General features: G+C 72.9%; 12 protein-coding genes. 5 read left to right on the top strand and 7 right to left on the bottom strand.

Features of this window, described 5'->3' with window-relative positions; translation table 11 throughout:
- Positions 1-110: 110 nt before the first annotated feature.
- Positions 111-875 (bottom strand): class I SAM-dependent methyltransferase, encoded by a 765-nt coding sequence (locus HD596_RS37165; RefSeq protein ID WP_185074159.1) that lies wholly within the window; start codon positions 873-875, stop codon positions 111-113.
- Between the two features lie 510 nt (positions 876-1385).
- Between HD596_RS37165 and tuf the strand changes: the two genes are divergently transcribed.
- Complete coding sequence (tuf, locus tag HD596_RS37160; protein ID WP_185074158.1) at positions 1386-2624, top strand: elongation factor Tu; 1239 nt, start codon at positions 1386-1388, stop codon at positions 2622-2624.
- Positions 2625-2807: 183 nt separating this feature from the next.
- On the opposite strand, the gene HD596_RS37155 is transcribed toward tuf, so the two are convergent.
- The 3 genes from HD596_RS37155 to HD596_RS37145 form a co-directional block, all read right to left on the bottom strand.
- Complete coding sequence (locus tag HD596_RS37155) at positions 2808-3617, bottom strand: class I SAM-dependent methyltransferase (protein WP_185074157.1); 810 nt, start codon at positions 3615-3617, stop codon at positions 2808-2810.
- Positions 3618-3704: 87 nt separating this feature from the next.
- Positions 3705-6509, bottom strand: coding sequence for a glycoside hydrolase family 2 TIM barrel-domain containing protein (locus HD596_RS37150; RefSeq protein WP_185074156.1), 2805 nt, complete (start codon positions 6507-6509; stop codon positions 3705-3707).
- Between the two features lie 80 nt (positions 6510-6589).
- Positions 6590-7738 (bottom strand): amidohydrolase family protein, encoded by a 1149-nt coding sequence (locus HD596_RS37145; RefSeq protein WP_246555117.1) that lies wholly within the window; start codon positions 7736-7738, stop codon positions 6590-6592.
- Between the two features lie 176 nt (positions 7739-7914).
- Between HD596_RS37145 and HD596_RS37140 the strand changes: the two genes are divergently transcribed.
- The 4 genes from HD596_RS37140 to HD596_RS37125 are packed head-to-tail and all read left to right on the top strand — an operon-like array spanning position 7915 to position 12326.
- A complete protein-coding gene (locus tag HD596_RS37140; RefSeq protein ID WP_185074155.1) occupies positions 7915-8919 on the top strand; it encodes an NAD-dependent epimerase/dehydratase family protein in 1005 nt (334 codons plus the stop codon).
- Positions 8906-9595: a PIG-L deacetylase family protein gene (locus HD596_RS37135; protein ID WP_185074154.1), complete on the top strand. Its 690-nt coding sequence runs from the start codon at positions 8906-8908 to the stop codon at positions 9593-9595. Before HD596_RS37140 ends, HD596_RS37135 begins: the two co-directional genes overlap by 14 nt.
- Positions 9592-10539 carry a methionyl-tRNA formyltransferase gene (locus tag HD596_RS37130; protein ID WP_185074153.1) on the top strand — a complete coding sequence of 316 codons (948 nt, stop codon included), beginning with the start codon at positions 9592-9594 and terminating at the stop codon, positions 10537-10539. Before HD596_RS37135 ends, HD596_RS37130 begins: the two co-directional genes overlap by 4 nt.
- On the top strand, positions 10524-12326 hold the full coding sequence (locus HD596_RS37125; RefSeq protein ID WP_185074152.1) for an NAD-dependent epimerase/dehydratase family protein: 1803 nt from the start codon (positions 10524-10526) through the stop codon (positions 12324-12326). The genes HD596_RS37130 and HD596_RS37125 overlap by 16 nt, the downstream gene beginning before the upstream one ends.
- On the opposite strand, the gene HD596_RS37120 is transcribed toward HD596_RS37125, so the two are convergent.
- The 3 genes from HD596_RS37120 to HD596_RS37110 are packed head-to-tail and all read right to left on the bottom strand — an operon-like array spanning position 12314 to position 15784.
- Complete coding sequence (locus HD596_RS37120) at positions 12314-14203, bottom strand: N,N-dimethylformamidase beta subunit family domain-containing protein (RefSeq protein WP_185074151.1); 1890 nt, start codon at positions 14201-14203, stop codon at positions 12314-12316. The two genes, HD596_RS37125 and HD596_RS37120, sit on opposite strands and share 13 nt — an antisense overlap.
- The gene (locus HD596_RS37115; protein WP_185074150.1) at positions 14200-15558 is read right to left on the bottom strand and encodes a condensation domain-containing protein; all 1359 of its coding nucleotides are present in this window, start codon (positions 15556-15558) and stop codon (positions 14200-14202) included. Before HD596_RS37115 ends, HD596_RS37120 begins: the two co-directional genes overlap by 4 nt.
- Complete coding sequence (locus tag HD596_RS37110) at positions 15551-15784, bottom strand: acyl carrier protein (protein ID WP_185074149.1); 234 nt, start codon at positions 15782-15784, stop codon at positions 15551-15553. Before HD596_RS37110 ends, HD596_RS37115 begins: the two co-directional genes overlap by 8 nt.
- Between the last annotated feature and the right edge of the window lie 89 nt (positions 15785-15873).

Raw genomic sequence — 15873 nt, 5'->3', positions numbered from 1 at the left:
TGAGCCACACGACAAGATGCCGCCCGGACGTGCCTGCGGGGTCTTGTCGTGTGGCGATGCTCTCAGGCCAGGAACGCTGCCGAGCGGGGCATCCGCCGTCTGCAGAGCATTCAGCAGCGCAGGCAGGCGATGTAGCCGGGGCCTGCCGGGTCGCGCTCCAGGGTCTCCAGGGTCCACGCCGAATCGGCGACGGCGGCCGCGAGTTCGTCCGGCGTCGCGAGCCAGTAATCGAACCATGGCGTCGTCGTCGCGCCGTCCCGTACCCGGAGACGCAGCTGTCCGCGGGCCCGCCCGCGGCGGAGGTTCCAGGCCTGGTAGTCGGCATGGGCGGCGCCGCCGTCGCCGGCATCCATGCCCGAACCGATCAGCTGTGCGCCGGGGCGGGCCACCGCGGCAAGTGCCGCCAGGACCTCGGGCGCCTGCGCCGGGCCGCCCAGCAGGGCAAGGTTGTTGCCAAAGAGGGCGATCGTGTCGAACTTCCCGAGCCCCTCGGGCAGGGACGGCACCGAGCCGACGACCGCCTCGACCCCTCGTTCGCGCGAGACGCGCACCGCCTCGGGCGACGGCTCCAACCCGACCACCTCATGGCCGAGAGCCGACCACGGGACGGCGTGCCGCCCGCCGCCGCACCCCACGTCCAGGATCCGGCCAGCGGCCTGCTCCCAGCCCCAGCGCTCCAGCTCCGACCAGTGCTCCGGCTCGGCGAAGTACCGCGACGCGTCGTTGGCGGTGATCAGGCCGTCGTCACGCTCGATCACCTCAACCGCCGACCACGGCGCGGCGCCGGCGTCCCAGCAGCGGGCCAGGACACGGCCGAAGGCGTCGTCGATACGGGGTTGCGGCGGGCACGGGTTCGAGGCCGAGGCTGTGTCCATGGGCGCAAGGATGTCATCCGGCCGCCGGGCGCACATGTGAATAACCGGCAGGGCACCTGCGCCGCCTAGGTGTTGTTCGTCGTGGCGGTGCTTGGAATTAGCCCGCCAGGACAATGGTCCACGCCAGCTGCGCCTGGGAGCCCGTGCAGGATGGGGGCGTCTCCGGACCAGGGCTGGGCCTGGGTTCCAGTTCGCCTCCGACTGGCCCGAAAGGCATGCCGGTTCGGGGTGGGTGTCAGCAGGCCCACCGTCCAGCAGGGCAACGGGAGGGTGGCATCGGTCCGCCTACCACCGGAATATTCGGTTGCGGTCGCTTGCTGACGACTCCACTATGTTCTTCATGTTCCTGCACGCTCTCCCTGTGACGCCCGCGGTGCCGGGCGTGCTTGAGCGTGCCTGCGACGGCCTGGAGCGTTGACCTCTTCCCGTGAGTCCTGAGGTGACCCGGCGGGGGGAGGTTGTCGGCCCCGAGCACGGGTCACACGGAAACCAGGTCTCAAGGAAGGAACCATGGCCAAGCAGGCCTACGTACGGAACAAGCCGCATCTCAACATCGGCACGATGGGGCACGTCGACCACGGCAAGACCACGCTGACCGCCGCCATCACGAAGGTGCTGGCGCAGCGCGGGCAGGCCACGTACACGCCGTTCGAGCGGATCGACCGCACGCCCGAGGAGGCGCGGCGCGGGATCACGATCAACATCTCGCACGTCGAGTACGAGACCGCCACCCGCCACTACGCGCACGTGGACATGCCCGGGCACGCCGACTACGTGAAGAACATGATCACGGGGGCGGCGCAGCTGGACGGCGCGATTCTCGTCGTGTCCGCGCACGACGGGATCATGCCGCAGACCAGGGAGCACGTGCTGCTCGCCAAGCGGGTCGGCGTCGAGCACCTGGTCGTGGCCGTCAACAAGGCCGACGGCGCGGACCCGGAGCTGACCGACCTGGTCGAACTGGAGCTGCAGGAGCTGCTGGCCGAGCACGGCTACGACGGCGTCCCGATGGTGCGGGTGTCCGGGCTGCGGGCGCTGGAGGGCGACCCGGTCTGGGTCGCGTCGATCGAGGCGCTGCTCCAGGCGGTGGACGAGCACATCCCCGTGCCGGTGCGGTACGTGGACGCGCCGTTCCTCATGCCGGTCGAGAACGTGCTCACGGTCACCGGCCGGGGCACGGTCGTCACCGGGGCCATCGAGCGCGGCACCGTCCGGGTCGGTGACACGGTGGAGGCGGTCGGGTTCGGTGACGCGTTCGGGGCCGTCGTCACGGGCGTGGAGACGTTCGGCAAGACGATGGAGCGGGGCGAGGCCGGTGACAACGCGGCCGTGCTGCTGCGCGGGGTCCGCCGCGAGCAGGTGCGGCGCGGCATGGTGCTGGCGGCGCCCGGCAGCCAGCGCGCCCACCGGTCCTTCACCGCCCGTGTCTACCTCCTGACCGCGGAGGAGGGCGGGCGGCGCAGGCCGATCGCGTCCGGCTACCGGCCGCAGTTCTACCTGCGGACGACGGACGTGCCCGGGGAGCTGACGCTCAGCGCTGCCGCCCTCGTCGCTCAGCCCGGTGACGCTGCCTCGGTCACCGCTCAGCCCGGTGACGGCCCCGCCGTCGTCGCTCTGCCGGGTGACACGGTGGACGTGGCGGTTGAGCTGGGCAAGGCGGTCGCGCTGGAGCCCGGGCTCGGCTTCGCCATCCGCGAGGGCGGGCTGACGGTCGGCGCGGGCACGATCCTCACCGTGCCCGACGCCTGACCCGGGCGCTCGATGCCCGGCCGACCGGGCCTTCGACGGCTGGCCGGGCACGCTCAGCGGCCGGGCGGACGCGCTCAGGCTCCGGACGGGCGGGCTCGGCGCCAAGCGGGCGCACTCAGCCCCCGAGGCGGGCGGGCTCGGCGCCGGGCGGGCGCGCTCAGCGGCCGGGCCGGCGGGCTTCGGTCAGGGGCGGGAGCCTGTGGCGAAGCGGACCGTGCGGGGAAGCACGAAGCGGTCCTGGGGGAGCGCCGCCTCCAGGGCCGCCCGCGCCTCCTCGCGCAACTGCTCCGGAATCGCCTCCAGCGGAGCCCTGCGGGCGGCCGACCAGAGCCAGTCCCACACCTGCCCCGCCTTGACGACCACCTCGAACACCACGTCCTCGTGCCGGACCCCGCCCAGCCCGCCCGCCTCGAACAGCCCGGTCAGCTCTTCGGCCGTGCCCAGCGTGTGGCTGAACGGGGCGCCGCCCGCCCCCGAGGTGTACGGCTCCAGCGCCCGCCCCACCACCCCGAGCAGCTCGACCTCGGCCGGGCTCGACCGCACCAGCAGGCTGGCCGACAACCGGCCCCCGGGCCGCAGCAGCCCGGTCATGGAGCGTACGGCGGCCAGCGGGTCGGGCAGGAAGTACAGCATCATCCCGGCCAGCACGACGTCGAACCGCTCGCCGGGCAGCAGTTCCTCGGCCCGCTCCGCGTCGCCCAGCAGGACGGTCGCGTGGCTCAGGCCGTGCCGCTCGATCTCGGCCGTGGCGGCGGCGACCATGCCGGGCGCGAGGTCCAGCCCGACCACTCGCCCCGTGGGGCCGACGGCCTGGGCCGCCGGCACGAGCGAGGCGCCCGTCCCGCAGCCGGCGTCCAGGACGCGGTCGCCCGGCCCGGGCGCGGCCTGGCGTACCAGCTCGGCGGCCACGGGCGCGAAGAACGGCACCCCCACCTGCTCGTACGTGCCGGACGCGCGGTCGAACACACCGGCCAGGTACTCCTTGGCATCCATCGCATTCCTCCCGTTGAACGTCAGTGAACGGTCAGCACGAAGGCTGCGCGGCCCCGGAGTGGGGCCGCGCATGATCAGATCCGTCGGTCAGCTGGGCTCGAAGCGGAGCCTGAACGTCGTCCGCCCGGCCCTGAGGTCATAGCCGGGAAGGGCGCCGGGCCCGCAGGTGGCGGTGCCGATGCCCTGCTGGGCCAGGTCGAGCCCGAGGTGTACGCGCCCGCCCGGCACCAGGTCCGGCCGGTGCCGCGCCCGGTCCAGGTCGAAGGCGCTCCACGGCCGCGCGGTCAGCCCGAACACCGGGAACCCGCGCACCTTGAAGGCGCCCAAGTCGGCCCAGCGCACGTCGGCCCGGTGGCCGTTCTCCTGCGGGAACACGTACGGCGTCTGGAACTCGTCGAGGCTGGCCCGCCAGCGGCCGACCCTGGCGGCCATGCCGGTGTCCGGGTACGCCTCCCCCGGCCCCCTGCCGAACCAGGTGACGTGCTCGACCGCACCCGCGGGCAGCGTCAGGTCCAGCCCGAGGCGCGGGATGGGGTCGGCCCAGTCGCCCTCCGGCTCGACGTCCATCCTCAGCTCCAGGCCGCCGTCCGAGGCCGTCCAGGTGTAGGTGGCGCGCATGCCGAGGTCGGTCGCGGCCGGCGCGACCCGGGTGCGCACGGTCAGCGCGTCGCCGAGCTCGACCTCGTCCACGCGGTGGGTGAGGCGGTGCAGGCCGAGCCCGCGCCACTTGCCGGCCAGCCCGCCGTAGGTGTCGTTGTCGGTGGGCGCCCGCCACAGGCCGAGCCGGGGCCCCTCCACCTCGACGCCGAACAGCCTGATCAGGCGTCCGGTCTCCAGGTCGAAGGCCGAGTCCCCCGCGGGACCCACGGAGATCTCGCCACCGTCGCGGACCAGCCCGGCGGTCCACGTCGCGGGCGCGGCCTCGACGGCCTCGACGGCCTCGCCGATGAGCGGCGACAGGAGCGCCTGGCCCCAGGCCACCTCGTGGCCGGCCCCGGCCCACGGCTGGTCGGCCGCCAGCACCGCGCGTACGGTGAGCCACACCTCTCCGGGGCCCGAGCCGGCGGGCAGCTTGACCTCGCCGCCCTCGGCGGGCACGGTCAGCCGGTGTTCGGCGACCGTCTCGCCCTCCGCCTCCACCGTGGCCAGGAACTCCAGGTGTGACAGGTCCGCGAAGCCGTAGCCGTTGACGACGCGCACCACGCCGTCCCCGAACTCGAACCGCACCGGCTCGAACACCTTCTTCAGGTCGATCAGCCCGGGTGATGGCGTGCGGTCGGGGAAGACGAGGCCGTCGATGACGAAGTTCGAGTCGTGCACGGGCTCGCCGTAGTCGCCGCCGTAGGCGTACTCGTGCTCCGGATGCGCCAGCCCGTGGTCGATCCACTCCCAGATGAACCCGCCGGCCAGCCGCGGATACTTCTCGAACAGCTCCTGGTACTCGGCCAGCCCGCCGGGCCCGTTGCCCATGGCGTGGGCGTACTCGCACTGCATGAACGGCAGGCCCCGCCGCCGCGCGTCCAGCTCGGGGTCGTCCAGCGGCGCCTCCTCGCCCCGCCCGATGAGCTCGACCTCGGCGTGCGAGGCGTACATGCGGGAGTAGACGTCGGTGTGCGCGCAGGAGCGGTCGCCCTCGTAGTGGATCGGGCGGGACGGGTCGCGCTCGCGGGTCCAGTCGGACATGACGGCCAGGTTCCTGCCGACGCCGGCCTCGTTGCCGAGCGACCACATGATGACGCTGGGGTGGTTCTTGTCGCGTTCGACCATGCGGCGCATGCGGTCGAGGAGCGCGTCGGCGTAGCGGGGGTCGTCGGTGGGGTTGCCGCGCCAGCCGATCATGCCGAAGCCGTGGGTCTCGAGGTCGCACTCGTCGATGACCCACAGGCCCAGCTCGTCGCACAGGTCGAGGAAGTCGGGGTGGGGCGGGTAGTGGCTGGTCCTGACGGCGTTGACGTTGTGCCGCTTCATCAGCAGCACGTCCTCGCGCATCGTCTCGTACGTCAGCGTGCGGCCGCTCTCCGGATGGAACTCGTGCCGGTTCACGCCCTTGAACAGCAGCGGGCGGCCGTTGGCCAGGAGCACGCCGTCCACGATGGAGATCGTGCGGAAGCCGACGCGCAGCCGTACCGTCTCCTCGGGGAGGGTGAGGACGGCGTCGTACAGGCGGGGCGTCTCGGCCGTCCACGGCTCCACCTCCAGCGTCACCTCCGCCCCGGGCGAGAGGTCGGCGACGCCCAGTTCGGGCACGCTCAGCGTGCCCGAGCCCGCGAAGCTCAGCGTGCCGCGCCCGTCGGCGTAGGAGGCGCGCACGAAGACGTCGGCGGTGGAGCGGGTGAGGGTGACGTCGCGGAAGATGCCCGGCAGCCACCACATGTCCTGGTCCTCGAGGTAGCTGGCGGCCGACCACTGGTGTACGCGGACGGCCAGCACGTTGCGCCCCGGCCGCAGGTGCGGCCCCGCGTCGAACTCGGCGGGCAGCCTGCTGCCGGTCCAGAAGCCCAGCTCGTGGCCGTTGAGCCAGACCCTGGCGAAGGAGTCGGCGCCCTCGAACCGCAGCCGGCCGCCCGTCCACCCGTCCGGCAGGTCGAACACGCGGCGGTAGTCGCCCGTCGGGTTCTCGTCCGGGACCCGGGGCGGGTCGACGGGGATCGGGAAGTCGACGTTGGTGTACGCGGGCGCGCCGTGCCCGTGCAGGTTCCAGTGGGACGGCACGGGGAGCTCGTCCCAGCCGGCGTCGTCGAAGGCCGGCTGGGCGAAGTCGTCCGGGACGTTCGCGGTGGGTGAGAGGCGGAAGCGCCACGTGCCGTTGAGGTCGAGGGCGGGCGCGTCAGAGCGGAGTGCTGCCCGGGGTTCGAGCAGTCCCGAACCGGGGGAGAAAGTTTCGAGATCCATCGCGGTCGAGCCTAGAGGTTATAGATGGTTTCGTCATCGATGAGTTTTCTGTCCCCACTTGGGCGGAACCTTGTTCGGCCTCACCCTCCGAGGTCGTAGACGCGGCGCGCGTTCTCCGCGCCCACCATCCAGGCCACCCGCATCGCCTGCTCCACCGACCACTCCCCCTCGGCCACGAACCCGCCGAGCACCCGCGCCATCGCCCGCCGCCACAGCAGCGCCCCGAGGTGGTGCAGCTCGGCCGGGCCGAAGCCGTCGGAGGAGAACAGCAGCTTCGCGAACGGCGCCACCTCCAGGCTCTCGGCCACCAGCGCCACGGCGCGCGCGCCGGTGTAGCTCACGCCCAGCCCCACGTCGAAGAACACGTTCGGGTACGCGTGCGCCAGCAGCCCCGCGTGCCGCTGGTACGGGTAGCAGTGCAGCAACAGCAGCGGCACCCCGGTCGGCTCGGCCAGCTCGATGAGCCCGCGCAGCAGCAGCGGGTCCGACCGGCGCAGGTCCACGTCCGGGTCCCCGAACCCGATGTGGAACTGCAGCGGCAGGCCCCGCTCCAGCCCCGTCCAGATGAGGTGGCGCAGCAGCACGGGATCGGACAGCCGCCCGCCCCCGGCCGACAACCAGTGCCCGGCGGCCTCCGTGACCTCCTCGCGGGTGGGCGGCGCGGGGTCGAAGTCGAGCCCGCAGCGGTAGGCGGCGATGCTCTTGAGCCCGCGCGCCGTACGCGTACGCTCCCACAGCGCCTCGGCGAACCGGTCGGCGAACGCGCCCGCCCCGCACCCGTCGGCGGCCACCTGCTCGGCCACCGCCTCCAGCCGCACCACCTCGTCCGCGGGCACGCCGGTGACCTCCGCCATGCCGGAGGGCCCGAGCAGCTCCTCGCCCCGGTAGCCGGTCTCGACCAGGAAGTGCCCGATGCCGCCGGCGCCCAGCAGCAGCCGGTTGACCTCGTCGGCGCCCAGCCGGGCGCGCCTGGCCAGGTACTCCTCGGGCGTGCAGTGCGGGTCGAGCCCGAGCACCGGCGCGCAGTGCCGCAGGATGGCGTGGCCGACCTGGGAGTCGAACGGGGTCATCCACGACGGCACCGGCCGGTCCGACTCGGTGATCAGCTCCTCGAACGCGCGGCGCGACAGGTCGTGGGACGTGACGCCGTGCACGTGGTGGTCCACCAGCGCCATCTCGTCGATGGCCCGCACGAAGCCGGCGGGCATGAGGTCGAGCTCACCGGACATCGGCCGCGTCTCCCCAGGTCTGCGTACCCGGTCAGGATAGGGAGGTACCCGTGCCGCGAGGGGTTCACGCGCCGCGGTGAAAAGTTGTGGCCATGGGTGACAAGACAGACGAAAACTGTTTTAATCCCGCCTAGGTCCCAGTATGACCGTTTTCCTCGAGCAGGAAAGGCGGGTCCGTGCGAGCACCAGGTGGCGAAGTAGTGATCACCGGCGGTCTCGGTTTCATCGGCTCACATCTGGTGGACGCCTACCTCGCGGCGGGCCACCGCGTACGGATCATCGACTCGAACGCCGGAGCGGTCGTCGACGGCGAGGACTACGACACCGACCCGCGCTGCACGGTCATCAGGCAGCGCGTGGAGGACCACCTGGCCTCCGGCGGCGACTTCGCGGGCGTGGACCGCGTCATCCACGCGGCCTCCTACGTGGGCCCGGCCAGCATCCTGTCGCGCTCGGGGCGGCTCGGGCACGACATCATCGGCAGCACCGCGCCGGTCATCGAGGCGTGCGCCGCGGCCGGGGTGCCGCTGTGCATGTTCAGCTCGGCCGAGGTGTACGGGCGCAGCGGCGTGCTCGACGAGAAGGACGACATCGTCGTGCCGACCCAGTACAACACGCGCATCGAGTACGCCGTCGCCAAGACGCTGGCCGAGGCCATGGTCTGCAACAGCCGCCGGCACGGGTTACGTGGCATCGTCATCCGGCCCTTCAACGTGGCGGGCGCGCGGCAGTCGCGGGCGGGCGGGTTCGTGATGCCCACGTTCGTGCAGCAGGCCCTGGCCGGGCGGCCGATCACGGTGTTCGCGGGCGGGGAGCAGGTCAGGGCGTTCATCGCGGCCAGCGACCTGACGGCGTTCCTCATCGGCTTCATGGACGCGGCGCTGGACGGCGACGACGTCATCATCAACGTCGGCAACCCGGCCAACGCCGTCACCGTCATGCAGCTCGCCGAACGCGTCAAGACCCTGCTCGGCAGCCCCTCCCCCATCGTCAGCGTGGACGGCCGGAGCGTGCACGGGCCGCACTACGCCGAGGCCGAGTCCTTCCACAAGATCCCGGCGCTCAGGACGGCCACCGACCTGGGCTGGCGGCCCCGCGTCACCCTCGACGAGCTCATCATGGCCACCGCCGACTACTACCGCGCCCGCGAGGACCGAAGGGCAGTGAATGCGCCGCTTTGACCGCGTCCTGGTGATCTCCCCCCACGCCGACGACGAGGTCCTGGGCTGTGCCGGCCTGATGGCCGCGCAGGCCGAGCTCGGCGCCGAGGTGCACGTCCTGTACCTGGCGGTGGACGGCATGAGCCACTACGGGCTGGCCGGCGCCACGACCTACCGGCAGCGGCTGGACGAGATCGAGGCCGTGCGGGGCCTGCTCGGCTTCACCTTCGAGATCGCGTACGGGGACCGCGGGCTGACCGAGCGGCTCGACACGCTGCCGCGCCGGGAGCTGGTGGACCTGTTCGAGCACGCCCTGAACGAGCGGCGGCCCGACCTGCTGCTGCTGCCCAGCTTCGCCGACTACGACCAGGACCACTGCGCCGTCTTCGACGCCGGGTTCGCCGCCGCCCGGCCGATCGCGCAGCAGTTCGGCAAGTGGCTGGTGCCGAACGTCCTCATGTACGAGATGTCGAAGATCCAGTGGGCGTCCGAGCCGATGCCCCGCTCGACGGCTTACTGCGATATATCCACTCATATGGGCGCGAAGCTCGAGGCACTGCGGGCGTACGCGAGCCAGCACCGCCCCTCGCCCCACATCAGGAGCGAGGATTCGGTGACGGCGCTGGCCACGTTACGCGGAGCGGAGATCGGCGTCACTCACGCGGAGGCGTTCGGGGTGCTGAGGGAGGTCCTGTGAAGACGTTCGCGTTCGCCACCGGGATGGAGTTCGCCGCGCCGGCGGTGGACGTGCTGGTGGCGCAGGGCACCCCGCCGTCGCTGCTGATCGGCTACCCGCCCGCGCTGCAGCACCGCTCCGGGTTCGCGCCGCTGCGGGAGGCGTCCGAGAAGCACGGCATCCCGCTGCTGGAGACCTCCGACATCAACGACGGGCAGGCGTACGAGCTGGTCAAGGGCATGGACCTGTTCGTGATCGCGGGATGGTCGCAGCTGGTGCGCGAACCCCTGCTGTCGGCGTGCCCCCTGGGGTCCATCGGGCTGCATCCCACCCGGCTGCCCGAGGGGCGGGGGCGGGCCGCGCTGCCGTGGACGATCATCAAGCGGCTGGAGACGAGCGCGGTCAGCCTGTTCTTCCTGGACGAGGGGGCCGACACCGGGGACCTGATCGCGCAGCGGGAGTTCACGATCAGCCGGCGCGACGACGTCGGCGCCGTCTACCGCAAGGTCACCGAGATCAACGTGGACCTGCTGGCGACGTACATCCCGCTGCTGCTGGAGGGCCGCGTGGTGGCGCGCCCGCAGGGGCCCGGCGGGTCCTGGTGGGAGAAGCGGCGGCCCGAGGACGGGCTGATCGACTGGTCCCGGCCCGCCGCCGACCTCTACGACTGGGTACGCGCGCTGGCCTCGCCCTATCCGGGGGCGTTCACGTCCGTCTCCGGGCGGCGGCTGTACGTGCACAGCGCAGATCTCATTGGGGCCGACCTCATCGAGCACGGCGGCAGCGAGCCGGCCGGGACCGTGCTCGCCCCCGTGTGGTCGACCGGGACCGGCGGGGTGCTGGTGGCCTGCGGGTCGGGGCTGCTGGTGGTACGCGAGGTGCAGTGGGAGGGCGGGGACCGGCGCGACGCCCTGGACCTCGTCGAGTCGGGCGAGCTCACGGTAGGCGCATGCCTGGGGACGTGAACCGGAGGGTGCGGCTGAGCGGGGCCGTGATGGCGCACCCCCGGCGCATGGAGGCGGCGGCGCGGCTGGCCGGGGGCGTGCTCGACGTCGTCACCGACCCCGATCCGGGCGGGCGGCCCTCGGCGTTCCGCACCTCGCTGCTGGCCTGGTCGAGCATCCCCGGCGACTCCACCCACCACTTCCTCCTGCACGACGACATGGTGCTCTCCGGCACGTTCTTCCAGCGGGCCGAGCGCGCCGCCCGAGCCCTGCCGGACGCCGCGCTCGCCCTGTTCGCCTTCTGGAACTCGCGCAACGGCGCCGCCGTACGCCAGGGGGCGCTGGCCGGGGCGCGGTGGGTGGCGGGGGCGGGCGAGTACACGCCGGTGGCCGCCCTGCTGCTGCCCAAGGACGTGGCCGAGGGGTACGTGGAGTGGGCCGCGGGCCGGGGCGACACGTGGCCCGACGACGTGCTCATGGGGCGGTACCTGCGGCAGGCCGGGGTGCCGGTGTTCGTGGCGGTGCCCAGCCTGGCCGAGCACGAGGACCTGGCGAGCCTGGTGGACAACGACTTCCAGGGGGTGCGCCGCTCGCCGTGCTTCTTCACCGACGACCCGCTGGCGGGGGTGGGCGAGGGCGTCGTGCTCGACGATCTGCCGGTGATCCCGTTCTTCAAGCGGGGTGTCGCGCAGTGCGCCGTACGCGTGCCGGGGTCTCGGGGGTGGCGGGATCTGCGGTGCGAGGACTATCTGGCGGGCTTGGGGATCGACGCGGGCGCGCTGGTGGCGCGGGCGGGCGCGGGGGCGCATGGGGAGCTGTGGCTGACGGCGTACACGATGGGGGTCGTGCACGGGGGGCGGGGGCTGGGGGACGCTCGGGTGGTGGACGAGGCGCTGGCCACGATGGGGCCGGGCGGGTTGTGTCACGAGCTGTCGGGGCGGGAGCTGGGGCGGCTGTCGGCGGAGCTGCACGAGGTGGCGCGGGTGGGCCTGGAAGCGGGCCTTGCGGCGAGGCCGGTGGATCGCCCGCAGCCCGCCGTGGCCCCGCCGTCTCCGGTCCCCTTGATCGTGGCCGTGAGCGGGGCCGAGACGTTCGTCCGGGAGCACCTGGCGCACGCGCTCGCCGACCGGGGCCTCCGTCTCGCCGCCGGGGACTCCGGCGCGCCGGTGGTGCACGTGTGCGCCCTCGGCTGGTCCCCGGACGCCGACCCGGAGGAGGAGCTGCGGCTCGCGCGGGCGGCCTTCGCGGGCGGGCGGGGCGGGGTGCTGCTCAGCTCGGTAGACGTCTATCCGCAGCGGAAGTGGGTGGACGAGGACACGCCCGTGTCGCCCGCCGCCACGCCGTTGTCGCGGGCCCTGCTGGAGGTGGAGGCGGCCGCGCCGGGAGCGGTGGTGCTGCGGCTGGGCGAGCCGTACGGGCCCGGCATGCCGCAGCGCGGGCCGGTGGCGGACCTGGTGCTGCGGTCGTCGCTCAACCGTCCCGCGCCTGTCTCCGGGCGTCCGGTGCAGCTGGTGCACGTACAGGACGTCGCCGGGGCGGTGCTGGCCGCGCTGGAACGGGGGGTTGCGGGGCGGGTGTACAACGTCGCCAGCCGGAAGCGGCTGCGCATGGGCGAGCTGGTCGAGGCGGTGTCCAGGGCGGTGCGGCCGATGGACGTCGAGACGTCCGACGAGCCTCCCGGGCCGCTGGTGAACGTCGAGCGGGCGGGGGTCGAGCTGGGGTGGCGGGCGGGCGTGACGCTGGACTACGGGCTGCACACGTTCGCGCAGTGGCTGGCCTACGAGAGCGACCGCCCTCAGGAAGGCTGAGTCAGCGACCGCCAGCGGAGGGCGCCGTCGGGGGCGGCGCCGATGAGCCGTCCAGCGGTGGCGGCCAGGACGGTGTGCCCTCCGGCGGGGCCCAGGTCGCTCCAGCCGGCGTCATGCCGCTCGACTGTCCTCACGAGGATCCGGTCGGCCGAGATGGCGAACAGGCGGCCGTTCATCGCGGTCAGGCTCACCGCACCGGCGGCCGGGCCGACGATCTTCCAGTCGTGGGTGCCGAGCTGCCGGATGGGCAGGTGCCACAGCTCATCTCCTCCGGAGGTGACGGCGAACAGCCCTTCGTCCACGGCGGCCAGGGCGATGGTGCCCTCGGGTGCGCGGCTGACGTCCCGCCACGGCTGCCGGGCCGGCACGGGGTCGCGGTAGCGGATGGTGCCGTCCGGGGCGACCCCGTACAGGCCGGCGGGCGGGCCGCCGTGCGCCTCCCGGGGTGCGGCGAGGGCGATCGCGTCGGTCTCGTCGATCGTCTGCCATGGGAGGTTCTGGCCGCATACGTCCCTGACGGCGAGGCTGCCGTCCGAGCATGCGGCGTAGAGGCGGTTCTCGCAGCACACGAGCGCCCGCACGGCTACGGCGTCGCCCGGCTCGACGGCCGCCGACCGTGGAGTGGGAGGCGGGAGCGGTGGAGCGGGGTCGAGGGGTGACCGTGGGGTGGGGCCGATGGGGTCCCAGGTGGGGGTGGTGGGTGGGTGGGAGAGGCGGTTGAGGACGTTGCGGGTGATGGTGGCCAGGGCCGGGTCGTCGAGGGTGTTGCCCCAGTTGATGGTGCCGGCGTTGAAGACGGTGCCCGCTCCGAGGCGGTGCAGGCCCATCGTGGCGGCCCCGCCCTTGCCGTAGCGGCGCCAGTGGGACAGGTCGGCCGTGGCGAGGACGACGAAGGACGGTGGCGTGCCGTCGCGGCCGGTCGCCCGGGGGACGCCGGCAACCCATTCCAGGTCGGCCGCGTCCGTCTCGTAGCCGATCGCGCCTGTCCCGAACGGGTCGCCGTCCGCGAGCCCCGTCCCCTCGAAGACCCAGTGGCCGGCGAATCTGGCGGTGTAGGACTCCTGGGACATGACGCGCGAGTCCACCCAGCAGCCGGCGCCGTTCCTGAAGGAGAGGCCGGTGAGGGTGTTCTCGGGGCGGTTGACGGGGTCGCTCGGCCACTCGACCGTGACCCGGCCGGGGTCGGTGGCGGCCATGGGGTCGGCGGTGGCGTCGCGGTAGCAGACCATGGTACGGAGGTCGTCCTCGAAGCGGACCTGCCACCAGCAGGTATTGCCGGAGAATATGGCGATATTTCCACCACGGCGGGCAAATGCCTCCACCGCGTCCCGCATCTCCCACGACCAGTACTCGTCATGACCGTTGATGACCAGGAGCCGGTAGCGGGACAGGAGATCGAGCCCGCCGTGCAGGTCCAGGCCCGAGCAGTAGTCGACGGTGTAGCCCGCCGGGCCGAGCCAGCGGAGCAGGCCGAGCTCCCACTCCTCGATCTGCGGCCCCGCACCCGGCCGGTCGAAGGTGACCTTGACGGCACGGTCGGGCTGCTCCGACTGGTAGAGGCCCTCGCCGGGGACGCCGGGCCGGTTGTACGCCTCCCAGGTGGGGAACGGGACCGAGACCAGGATGGGCGAAGCGGGCACAGAGCTACGTACGACGAAATATGCGCTGGTGTCGCGGTAAATGGCTCGATAGAGGGAGCTGGGCCAATCGTCGCCTACCTTCAGCGTCCAGCTCGGCCCGCCGGAGGAGACGTCCTCCATGACGACCCCGCCCGACGGCACGTCCTCCACCACGATCGGGCCGCCACCGGCGTCCAGGAGCCGGAAGCGTAGCTCCTCCCCCTGCGCGCACGACGTCGCCTCCGCGTACAGGCTCATGTCCGGGCCGCCTCCACGATCAGGCCTTCCAGGTCCAGCAGGTACTGTTCGATGCCCGGCGGGGGCAGCAGGGCGGTGTCGGCGTAGCAGGAGACCTCCATGCGCCCCGGCTCGCCGCCGACGTGCAGGCGGAAGTCGCAGATGTTGCGGTCCATCGCGTCCGTCCTGGCCACCTCGGTCTTGCCCTCCAGGGCGGCGACCTGGCCGTCCTCCTGGACGAGCCGCTGGTCGTTGAAGCAGCCGAACGACCGGATCCCCGGCCCCACGCGGGTGACCGCCTCCTCCATCGCGTACGGGTCGTACTGCGCCTGCCGGTACGCCCGCAGCGCCGTCCCCCACGCCTGGCGCACCAGCGCGTCGAAGGACTCCGTACGCAGGTCCAGCACCACCAGCGCCTCCTGCGAGATCGTGGACACCACGTCGCGCCGCCCGGCCGCGAAGCGGTTGTTCACGATCACCCGCATCCCGCAGAACCGCTGCCCGGTCAGCCGACCGGCCAGCCGCATCGCGCCCGCGAGCAGCACCGTCGAGGAGCTGACCCGGTTGCGGGCGGCGACCTCCTGCACGGCGGCGGCCAGCGCGGGCGAGCGCATCGTGGCCTCCACGAACCGCGGCTCCCCCGGTACGTACGCGGACGCCGGCACGGGGTCCATCCGGGCGTACTCCTCCAGCCAGAACCCGATCGCCTCCCCCGACACGCGCCGCCCCTCGGGCGAGTGCTGCCAGGCGGCGAGCTCCCGGGGGGTGGCGCTGCGCAGGAGTGGCAGGGAGTCCCGGAGCAGGAGCAGGCGGAAGTCCTTGACCACGAGTTCGGCCGCGTGGCCGTCGGCGGCGAGATGGCAGAGCACCAGGACGATGTGCCGGACATATCCCCCGGCCACCACGAACGCCACCCGCAGCGGCCACTCCTCCCAGTAAGCGAACGGCTCGGCCGCCAGCCGCTCACCCACCTCCTCAGCCAGAGCCGCCCCGACCGGCCCCGCCTCCACCGCCACCGACCCGACCGCCACCGACCCGACCGCCACCGACCCGACCGCCACCGATCCGACCGGCCCCGGCTCGACCGGTCCCGCCTCCACCACCTCGTACGGCGGACTCGCGGACGGCCAGACCCGCTGGAGCGGCGCCTCGCGCGACCCGGTGAGCCGGGTGCGGAGCGACTCGTGCCGGGCGACCAGCCGTTCGAGGGCCAGCGCGGCGCGCTCCACGGTCACCGGGCGTTTGGGCGCGGCGAAGACCCGGGCGATGTTGAGGTAGCGCTCCTGCGGCGCGGCGGCGAGGACCGCCCGCCAGATGTCCTGCTGCCCCCAGGTCAGCGGCCCGTCCCGGCCCGCCGGAGCACCGGGGTCAGCCATGGAGCCGGACGTAGTCCACCAGCGCGTCCAGGCTGTCGATGGCCGTGGGGTCGAGCTCCACCCCGAACTCGGCCTCCACCGCGTCGATCAGTCGTAAGTAGGCCAGTGACGTGACGCCGAGATCGCTCAGCCGGGCCTGCCCGGACAGCACCTCGGCCGGATCGACCGCCCCGTCGGCGGCCTTGGCGATCATGTCGGCGAGCCGTTGGTGAAGCTCCCCATCCATCAGCACCTGGTGAACCCTCCCTCGTCGGGGAATCCGGGGCGAGTGTGTCACGCGGTGCCAGACGTCGGCAAGCGCCTGCAGGTAAGGGC

Origin of the sequence: Nonomuraea jabiensis (genome assembly GCF_014204795.1) — a bacterium.
Taxonomy (GTDB): Bacteria; Actinomycetota; Actinomycetes; order Streptosporangiales; family Streptosporangiaceae; genus Nonomuraea; species Nonomuraea jabiensis.
The sequence above is the reverse complement of the archived record's forward strand: the minus strand, read 5'-3'. Positions and strand labels throughout refer to the sequence as shown.